This is a genomic window from Morganella sp. HMSC11D09 (assembly GCF_001807955.1).
GTDB classification, from domain to species: Bacteria; Pseudomonadota; Gammaproteobacteria; order Enterobacterales; family Enterobacteriaceae; genus Morganella; species Morganella morganii.
This window is the reverse complement of the sequence record NZ_KV791712.1, coordinates 132,262-139,633: the sequence shown is the minus strand read 5'-3', so window position 1 is coordinate 139,633 and position 7,372 is coordinate 132,262. Positions and strand designations below refer to the sequence as shown.

5 protein-coding genes, 2 tRNA genes and 1 pseudogene are annotated in these 7,372 nt (G+C 53.7%); 7 read left to right on the top strand and 1 reads right to left on the bottom strand.

The annotated features are described in order from the left end of the window. The first annotated feature begins 58 nt into the window (after positions 1-58). Together HMPREF3119_RS17985 and HMPREF3119_RS17980 are read left to right on the top strand one after the other, a co-directional pair. Positions 59-134: transfer RNA gene (locus tag HMPREF3119_RS17985), tRNA-Gly, on the top strand. A 36-nt stretch (positions 135-170) separates the two neighbouring features. After that, positions 171-246, top strand: a tRNA-Gly gene (locus tag HMPREF3119_RS17980). A 694-nt stretch (positions 247-940) separates the two neighbouring features. On the opposite strand, the gene queG is transcribed toward HMPREF3119_RS17980, so the two are convergent. Continuing rightward, on the bottom strand, positions 941-2,098 hold the full coding sequence (queG, locus tag HMPREF3119_RS17975) for a tRNA epoxyqueuosine(34) reductase QueG (protein WP_070580473.1): 1,158 nt from the start codon (positions 2,096-2,098) through the stop codon (positions 941-943). Positions 2,099-2,291: 193 nt separating this feature from the next. On the opposite strand from queG, the gene tsaE reads away from it, so the two are divergent. The 5 genes and pseudogenes from tsaE to hfq all read left to right on the top strand — a co-directional run bounded on the left by tsaE (position 2,292) and on the right by hfq (position 7,339). Continuing rightward, on the top strand, positions 2,292-2,756 hold the full coding sequence (gene tsaE, locus HMPREF3119_RS17970; protein ID WP_024474246.1) for a tRNA (adenosine(37)-N6)-threonylcarbamoyltransferase complex ATPase subunit type 1 TsaE: 465 nt from the start codon (positions 2,292-2,294) through the stop codon (positions 2,754-2,756). A 13-nt stretch (positions 2,757-2,769) separates the two neighbouring features. Next, positions 2,770-4,077, top strand: a pseudogene (locus HMPREF3119_RS17965) (N-acetylmuramoyl-L-alanine amidase). A gap of 19 nt (positions 4,078-4,096) precedes the next feature. After that, complete coding sequence (gene mutL / locus HMPREF3119_RS17960; RefSeq protein ID WP_070580471.1) at positions 4,097-5,995, top strand: DNA mismatch repair endonuclease MutL; 1,899 nt, start codon at positions 4,097-4,099, stop codon at positions 5,993-5,995. Next, on the top strand, positions 5,988-6,926 hold the full coding sequence (gene miaA / locus HMPREF3119_RS17955) for a tRNA (adenosine(37)-N6)-dimethylallyltransferase MiaA (RefSeq protein ID WP_070580469.1): 939 nt from the start codon (positions 5,988-5,990) through the stop codon (positions 6,924-6,926). The genes mutL and miaA overlap by 8 nt, the downstream gene beginning before the upstream one ends. A gap of 107 nt (positions 6,927-7,033) precedes the next feature. Next, positions 7,034-7,339 carry an RNA chaperone Hfq gene (hfq, locus tag HMPREF3119_RS17950; RefSeq protein ID WP_004241361.1) on the top strand — a complete coding sequence of 102 codons (306 nt, stop codon included), beginning with the start codon at positions 7,034-7,036 and terminating at the stop codon, positions 7,337-7,339. The last annotated feature ends 33 nt before the right edge of the window (positions 7,340-7,372 follow it).

The following is a 7,372-nucleotide window of genomic DNA, read 5'->3' as shown; positions in this document are numbered from 1 at the left end:
AGTTCGAGTCTCGTTTCCCGCTCCAATTTTCAGATAGTCAGGTATATACCGTTGTGATGCGGGAATAGCTCAGTTGGTAGAGCACGACCTTGCCAAGGTCGGGGTCGCGAGTTCGAGTCTCGTTTCCCGCTCCAATTTTGCAGATTGTCAGGTAATATACCGGTTGTGACGCGGGAATAGCTCAGTTGGTAGAGCACGACCTTGCCAAGGTCGGGGTCGCGAGTTCGAGTCTCGTTTCCCGCTCCAATCTTTTTCTTCTCTTCAGTCCCCCCGAACATTATTTTCTGAATAAAATCCTTTGCGTGATTTCTGTTACCGGTTCTGCCGGGAAAACTGCTGTGCGGTGCAAATAATCATCAGTCACAGTTATCCGCAGCACAAAACCGTCCACACTGAACTTTTGCTGATAATTTAATCTGTTAGATGCTTTTTTTTCGTAAATACGGGGAAAAGTCTTGCTAATCCCGGCGTGGTGAAATAGAATTTGCGCCCTCTCTGACGAAGGGCAGATGAACGATCACCAGCGGTGATTATTCAGACAGTGAAAGATTACCACCGGCACTTTCTGCACTATCTTTATGTCAGTTTCTGCTTTTCATCACCTTTCATGGGGTGATTAAGTCAAACAGGGGCAATTTTTTTGTCCGGATGTCATTTTTTATCCACAGCGCTGCGGGGTATGTTATTCACATCCCGGGGGTTCTGACACACTTTTCTGCACAGAGTTATCCACAGGCCGGTTTTGTCGGCTGAATCACAGAATTCCGCAAAATACTGAACGACAGTATATTTAATATATTGATATTTATATGTTAGTTTAATTTATGTGAATTGTGTGACGGCTCTCTTGTATTTTTTCTTCACATTGATAGGCAAGGTCTTTTTATATTATTCACAACACTGAATATTGTGGATAACTTAACGGGATTATGAGGCGGGATCAGGCGTCGCGCGGCAAACCTTTGGAAATGGCGCAGATAAGACGTTTTTGCTGTGAAGTCTGTATTTCGATACGTGATTCATCTCTCTTGGCATACTGACGGGCAACCGCCCAGAGGATATGCTCATCAAGCCAGTCAGCCAGTCCGGTTTTTTCTGTCAGTGCAATAATAATTTTATCTTCATACGGCGCGTTGCCGAGAGCGACACTGATATTTCTCAGCCAGCGCAGATACCCGATGCGCCGGATAGCCGAACCTTCTGTCACCCGCAGGAAGGTGGCTTCATCCCAGGCGAATAAATCCAGCAGTTCCGGGGTGTGCAGACGCTTGCGCGGCGAGAAATCCGCCTCGTCTGTCAGTTGTGAAAAACGGTTCCACGGGCAGATAAGCTGGCAGTCATCACAGCCGTAAATGCGGTTTCCCATCAGCGGGCGGAATTCTTCGGGGATAGCGCCCTCCAGCTCAATGGTGAGGTAGGAGATACAGCGGCGCGCATCGACAGTATAAGGCGCGACAATCGCCTGAGTCGGGCAGGTGGTCATGCAGGCGACACAGCGGCCGCATTGTTCTTCAACCGGGATATCAACCGGCAGCGGCAGGTTGATCAGCAGCTCCCCGAGGAAAAACCAGGAACCGGCTTCACGGTTTAAAATAAGTGAGTGCTTACCAACCCAGCCAAGACCCGCTTTGGCTGCCAGCGGGCGTTCCAGTACCGGTGCTGAGTCAACAAACGGGCGGTAGCTGAGGGTGTTTTCCAGAGCCAGCTCATCACACTCAGCCTGAATCCGTTCTCCCAGCTGCTTCAGGCGCTGGCGCAGAAGCTTGTGATAATCACGCCCCAGCGCATAACGGCTGATATAACCCTGCTCCGGGTTTTGCAGTACGGCAGCAAAGGACGCTTTGGCGGGAAGATAGTTCATCCGCACACTGATCACCCGCAGCGTGCCCGGCAGCAGTTCATGCGGGCGCGCGCGCATCATGCCGTGGCGCGCCATCCAGTCCATCTCTCCCTGATAGCCTGCATCCAGCCACGCCTGTAACTTCGGCTCTTCCGCGCTGAGATCCGTATCGCAGATACCGACCTGCTGAAAGCCGAGTTCGCGTCCCCATTGTTTTATCCGGGTGGCAAGCTGGTGTAAATCAGGGTGAGTGCTCATTAGTGAGTGTTTACTTACATTGCAGGTGTGATGGTGAATGGTGCGGAGTTTATCACAGACCGTCCGGCACAAAAACTGCGCATTATTGTCGTTTTTTCGCACGCCGTTATGCAGGTATGTCACCGGAATGTGGTATGTTTAACGGATTACACGCTCAATTATTTCAATAAAATAACCTGTGACGACAACGAGAATGAAAGAACGTCTGTTTACGCTGGCAGATGAAGCTGCCACTGTCGCGCTCGGCCGTGCACTGGCACAGCAGAGTCAGCGCGGATTTGTCCTGCATCTTTTCGGCGATCTGGGGGCCGGAAAAACCACCTTCAGCCGCGGCTTTCTTCAGGCACTGGGGCATCCCGGCCATGTGAAAAGCCCGACTTACACCCTGGTCGAGCCCTATGAGCTCTCACCACGCCCGGTCTATCACTTTGACCTGTACCGCCTGGCAGATCCGGAAGAACTGGAATTTATGGGGATCCGCGATTATTTCGGGGAAAACACCGTCTGTCTGGTCGAATGGCCGCAAAAAGGGGCCGGTTTCCTGCCGGATGCAGATTTGGAATTGCACTTACGGTATGATGGTGAAGGACGGGAAGCCCGTTTTGCCGCCCGTTCCCCTTATGGTGAAGAACTCCTGGATAAGTTAGCGGAGATGTGAGGAATTACCGATAATGAATGCATATCTGACACGGAAATCTGATGTGGCTGCCGTTTCATGGCTGACGGCGCTGTTTTTCTGCGTGAGCCTGCTGTTCAGTGCAGCCGGGCACGCCGCGTCCCTGACGGGCATCAATGTGAACAACAACGGTTCTCAGGGCACATTACAGCTCAGTTTTGACGGCAAACCGCAATATAAACTGTTTCCGCTGCATGACCCGGAGCGTCTGGTGATCGACATCCGTCAGCCGCAGAAAATTACCGGTCTGCCGATTAATCTGAATAACGGGCTGATTAAAGTGGTCAGAGAGAGCCGTGCGCCGGATGCTCAGCATCAGCGTATCGTGCTGGAACTGGCGGATAAAAACAGTTTCCGCGATGCTGCGGATAACAGCGGCCTGACCATCACGCTGACCGGTAAAAACAGTTATAGCGCAGCCCCGGTGGCTGCCGCACAACCGGTCACCACCACAAGCGGCAAACCGCTGCGCATGAACAGCGGCAGTGCTGCTCCGGCGGCAGCGGCTCCGGCAGCAACCACTCCGGCTGCCGTACCGGCACAGGCAAAAATCCCGGTGGTACCGACAGGTAAACTGCCGAAAAACAGCCGTCAGGTCGTGGTGGCGATTGATGCCGGACACGGCGGGAAAGACCCGGGCGCTATCGGCCAGAACGGCCTGAAAGAGAAAAACGTCACTATCAGTATCGCCCGCAAGCTGGAAAAGCGTCTGAAAGATGACCCGATGTTTAAACCGGTACTGACCCGTGACGGCGATTATTTTATCTCGGTGGCCGGACGCTCCGAAGTGGCGCGTAAATTCGGCTCCAACATGCTGGTGTCCATCCACGCAGATTCCGCACCAAACCGTACCGCGACCGGTTCGTCAGTCTGGGTGCTTTCCAACCGGCGGGCAAACAACGAATTAGGTAACTGGCTGGAACAGAGCGAGAAACAATCCGAACTGCTCGGCGGTGCCGGTGATGCACTGGCAAACGGTGCGGATCCGTATCTCAGCCAGGCGGTACTGGATTTGCAGTTCGGTAACTCCCAGCGTGTCGGTTATGCCGTGGCGCAGGACGTGATCCGTCAGCTGCGCCAGATAGGTAAAGTCCACAAAGGCACGCCGGAGCATGCGAGCCTCGGGGTGCTGCGTTCACCGGATATTCCGTCCATTCTGGTGGAAACCGGCTTTATCAGTAACAGCACTGAAGAACAGCTGTTATGATCTGACATTTACCAGGAGCAGGTCGCTGCCGCGATCCACGGCGGGTTACGCGCATACTTTACCGCGAACCCGTTACAGGCAGCGCCGTCCAAATAACAGGAGAACGGGGGCAATTATGGCGATCCGGATTTTACCGCCGCAGCTGGCAAACCAGATAGCCGCAGGCGAAGTGGTTGAGCGCCCGGCATCGGTGGTGAAAGAACTGGTGGAAAACAGCCTGGACGCCGGTGCCACCCGTATCGATATTGATATTGAGCGCGGCGGCGAAAAGCTTATCCGCATCCGTGACAACGGCTGCGGTATTGCCAAAGACGAGCTGGCGCTGGCGCTGGCCCGTCACGCCACCAGTAAAATCGCCACACTCGATGATCTCGAAGCCATCATGAGCATGGGGTTCCGGGGTGAGGCGCTCGCCAGTATCAGCTCCGTATCACGCCTGACCTTTACCTCCCGCACCCGTGACCAGAACGAAGCCTGGCAGGCATATGCCGAAGGGCGCGAAATGGCGGTGACGCTGAAACCGGCGGCACATCCGGCGGGCAGTACGGTGGAAGTGCTGGATCTCTTTTTCAATACACCCGCACGGCGTAAATTCCTGCGCACTGAAAAAACCGAGTTCGGCCACATTGATGAAGTGGTGCGGCGTATCGCGCTGTCCCGTTTTGATGTGGCCATTAATCTCACTCACAACGGCAAACTGATGCGCCAGTACCGCCCGGTTAAAGCGGAAGATCAGCAGGAGCGCCGGCTCGGGGCTATCTGCGGTACTGCGTTTATGCAGCAGGCGCTGGCGGTAACCTGGTCTCACGAAGAGCTGGAGATCCGCGGCTGGGTGGCTTCACCGGCAGAATACAACGGCCCGGCGGATTTACAGTATTGCTATGTTAATGGGCGGATGATGCGCGACCGCCTGATCAACCACGCTATCCGCCAGGCTTATGAAGACCGGCTGAGCGGCGATCAGCAGCCTGCCTATGTCCTTTACCTGACTATTGACCCGCGTCAGGTGGATGTGAATGTTCATCCGGCCAAGCACGAAGTGCGTTTTCATCAGGCGCGGCTGGTGCATGACTTTATTTATCAGGCGGTGCTCAGTGTGCTGAAACAGCATGAGCAGCCGGTCTCTCTGTTTGAACCGGATCCGTCTGCACCGCAGACACAGCATGTGCCGGAAAACCGTGCGGCAGCCGGTAAAAATATCTTTGAGCGTGAGGAAGCACTCACACCGCCGCCGCACCGGGAAACCACCGGGGGCGGCGCGTCTCACAGCGGCCACAGCAGCGGAAAACCGGCATATTCTGCGGATAAACCCGTTTACAGCCCGAAAGAAGCCGGAATATATCAGTCACTGATGCAGACACCGGCAGAAACCCGGCCGCAGCTGTTTCCGGAAAAAAGCACTTTTCTGTCAGAAAACCGGATCAGCGCCGCAAGTGAGCCGGTGACGGAAAAAAGTGAGCGTGTAAGTTTTGGTAAAATCCTTACGCTTTATCCGCCGTGTTATGCGTTAATTGAGACAGATGCAGGTATTGCGCTGTTTTCCCTCAGCAAAGCATCACATTATCTGCGTTGTCAGCAACTGATCCCGGGAGAGCAGGGACTGAAATCCCAGCCGCTGATGATCCCGCTTCAGATGGCATTAAACGCACAGGAGTGTGAGACATTTACGCAGTTTGCCGGGGTATTGCGTACTTTCGGTATAGAAGGCTCAGTTTCCCGTGGAAAAGCGACGATTCGTACGGTATCGTTACCGCTTCGTCAGCAAAATTTACCGCATCTTATCCCTGAATTACTGCGTTTCCTGGCTGATAACCCGGAGGGGGATGAGAAAGTCATTGCGTCGCGGCTGGCAGAGATGCTGGTCAGTGAACCGGCGGCTCAGAGCAAAGCCCAGGCAGTGCAGCTGCTGGCCGATGTGGAGCGGCTGTGCCCGCAACTGGTGCGCAGACCGCCGGCAGATTTATTGCAATTAATTGATTTAACTGAGGTCGTTGCAGCATTACGTCATGAGTGAACAGAATCATCATAAACCCGCAGCCCTGTTTCTGATGGGGCCGACGGCTTCAGGAAAAACCGCGCTGGCGATTGAACTTCGTCAGCACCTGCCGGTGGAAATCATCAGTGTGGATTCCGCACTGATTTATAAGGGGATGGATATCGGGACCGCAAAACCCGATGCTGCCGAACTGGCACTTGCCCCGCACCGGCTGATTGATATTCTCGACCCGTCAGTGTCCTATTCCGCCGCCGATTTCCGCCGTGATGCGCTGGCGGCAATGCATGAGATAACCGCGCAGGGAAAAATTCCGCTGCTGGTCGGCGGAACCATGATGTATTTCAAAGCATTGCTGGAAGGATTATCGCCGCTGCCGTCCGCTGACCCGGAAATCCGGGCACAGATTGAGACGCGGGCGGCACAGGAAGGCTGGCAGGTTCTTCATGATGAACTGAGCCGGATTGACCCGGTCGCCGGGGCGCGGATCCACCCGAATGATCCGCAGCGGCTCAGCCGGGCACTGGAGGTATACTATATCTCCGGCAAAACAATGACAGAACTGACGGAAACTGCAGGGGAGAATTTGCCCTTTAATGCTTATCAGTTTGCCATTGCACCGGCAGATCGTAAAATATTGCATCAGCGAATTGAAATGCGTTTTCAGATGATGCTGAAAGCCGGTTTTGAGGACGAAGTCCGTGCGCTGTATCAGCGCGGGGATCTTCATCCGGATTTGCCGTCGATCCGTTGTGTCGGCTACCGCCAGATGTGGTCATATCTGGCCGGAGAAATCAGTTATGATGACATGGTGTATCGGGGCATTTGCGCCACCCGTCAGCTTGCCAAGCGGCAGATGACGTGGTTGCGGGGTTGGAAAGGTGTTCAGTGGCTTGACAGTGAACAGCCTGAACAATCTCTTAAAGCCGTTATGCAGGTTCTTCGTGCATAGCGCCGTTGATTGTGTACAATTAACGGGTTACGAAAGTTTTTGAGTAGTTATTTTTCGAACCCAGCTTGGGTTTCATTTAAAAAACAACAAAATAAGGAAAATACAGAATGGCTAAGGGGCAATCTTTGCAAGATCCGTTCCTGAACGCATTACGTCGCGAAAGGGTTCCGGTTTCTATTTATCTGGTCAACGGTATTAAATTACAGGGTCAGATCGAATCATTCGACCAGTTTGTTATTCTGCTGAAAAACACGGTCAGCCAAATGGTTTACAAACACGCGATCTCTACCGTCGTACCTTCCCGTCCGGTTTCTCACCACAGCGGTGGCGCAAACCCGGGGACCGGCGGCAGCAATTACCACCAGTCAGCCGGTAACGGTGGTGCGCAACAGGATACTGATGGCGCTGAATAAGTCAGTGTGCAGTTATCAATCGCGGAAAAACAT